The sequence below is a fragment of the Bartonella sp. CL436QHHD genome, from assembly GCF_042195105.1.
Lineage (GTDB): Bacteria > Pseudomonadota > Alphaproteobacteria > Rhizobiales > Rhizobiaceae > Bartonella.
In genome coordinates, this window is sequence record NZ_JBHINR010000059.1 from 1 (window position 1) to 2,044 (window position 2,044).

Sequence of the window (2,044 nt, forward strand, 5' to 3'; positions counted from 1 at the left end):
GGCAGGTTATCCAGATGGTTTTGAGGCCAGTATTTTTGCCGGTGCCTCTCCTTATCCTTTTGCTTTGCCTATTGCTCAGTCTCTCCAAGACAATGCAAAAAAGGTGGGGGTACGTTTTAAAATTGAACGTTTCGTAGGCACGCAGTTATTTTCAAAATTTTATGCGCGTGGTTTTGATACGATTTTTTTCGGATGGAATAATGGCTCTGCGGATCCCCATACAATGGCTTCACGTCTTATTTACAATCCTGATAATCGGTTTGAGGCTAAAAATACAGGCTATGCGAGTTGGTGCCATGGGTATTTGGATGAAACTATGNATGTATGCTGATTTGCAACGTGAATTTATGCAGAAAGGACCTTATGCTTTTATCTATCAGACATATGTTTCTGTAGCGATGACACCTGATGTCAAAAAATGGGTTTGGAATAGTGCACCACGTATTTTTTATAGTGCAATTGAAAAATAAGAAGGATCAGGTTTATAAAATATAAAAAACATGATCATGATATATTTGATGTATTGCAAAGCTCTTTAACACTTTGCAATACGTTGAATTTTATCGGGAATGGATTTCTATGTTGTGTAGAGAATTTTATTTCAAAACATTCTATTGGGAAGAAAGGTTATTTATCTCGATAAATTCTACGTGTATAGATATTAATATTTTATATTTCAATTTATGTGTATAAAAAAGTAATAAATTTGTTTGTTGCAAAAGACAGGTGTAACGAATAAAGCAAAATTTAGTGTTTCTGAAAAAATGGGGGACTTTAAAATGTTTTAGTGAAAAAACTATTTTATGCAGATATGTGGGGAAACATCACGCTACTCTTCTTATACCTCAGTACACTCCTTATGACTTAAAATATGATAATCTATAGGTTCGAAGCTGTTATTTGATACGGAGTTATAATAAAGTTCGAATTTTCTTCTGAAAAAGGGTGAAAGTGGTTACTAAAAAATTTATTCAGAATCATCAAAATATTAAATTGTCTTGAGGTTTTTGAAGCAATTAGAGTAGCGCTTTGATGATACTTTTTAGAAAATAGCAAGAAGAAACTTGAAGAAGAAATCTTTTTGATGAAGCAAAGAAGAATTTTGGCCTGATATGCTCTGAATTGTAAGTGCCGTGATGTCGCGTGCTATCGTGCGTGATAGCTTTATTTTAATCAGATCGTTTTGCGTTGCATATGTTCATTTGTCCTATACGTGTTCGGGGGATGTGCTTTTGAAAAGTGGTTGCTGCTCTTGGAAGTTTTGATGTTTTACCTCTAGGAGGCGTGTTTTCTAAGCATGATCTTATCATTTTTGCATGTTGTCACATGGGGAAGTTATACAATAACCTTAAACCTTAAAAGGAAAATTCTATGAACGTGAAAAGAAAAATATTGAAAAAGGGCAGTTCTTTTGTTTCTGCTGTTCTTGCAATGGGGATGTTTGTGCAACAAGTTTCAGCGAAAACACCTGCTGATACGCTTGTGATGGCTTGGAATCTTGATACAATAAGTACATTTGATCCCGCACAAATCAATGATCGTTATGGTAATGAAGTTCTTGTCAATGTTTGTGATAATTTAGTCGTTTCTGCTACAGATGATGCTGCTAAAATGGTTCCTTCGTTAGCAAAGAGTTGGGATGTTTCAAGTGATGATCAGAGTACTGTGATTACTTTTCATTTGCGTGATGGTTTGAAGTTCAACGATGGTCGTCCTGCGAATGCCAATGATCTGATTTGGAGCATGAAGCGGGTTGTTCAATTGAAGATGGCTACTGCGGCGACATTTAATGAATATGGGATTACAGAACAAAACGTTGATGAGGCTTTTCAAGCACCGGATGACAAAACGGTGGTGATGAAATTTGATAAACCTTATCCAGCAGAGCTTATTCTTAGCCATTTTGCCACTAGTCGTACTCTTGCTTTGCTTGATCGTGAGACACTCATGAAACACGAAAAAAATGGTGATATGGGAAACCGGTATTTGGCAAGTCATTCTGCTTGTGTTGGTCCTTATCAGCTAGAGAGTTGGCGTCCTGGAG

1 protein-coding gene and 1 pseudogene are annotated in these 2,044 nt (G+C 36.3%); both read left to right on the forward strand.

The features are described from left to right. A pseudogene (locus ACFIKN_RS07440) lies at positions 1–470 on the forward strand (ABC transporter substrate-binding protein); the annotation flags it as partial. 901 nt (positions 471–1,371) lie between these two features. Continuing rightward, positions 1,372–2,044: ABC transporter substrate-binding protein (locus ACFIKN_RS07445; RefSeq protein ID WP_375658160.1), on the forward strand; the 673-nt coding region annotated here is incomplete at its 3' end.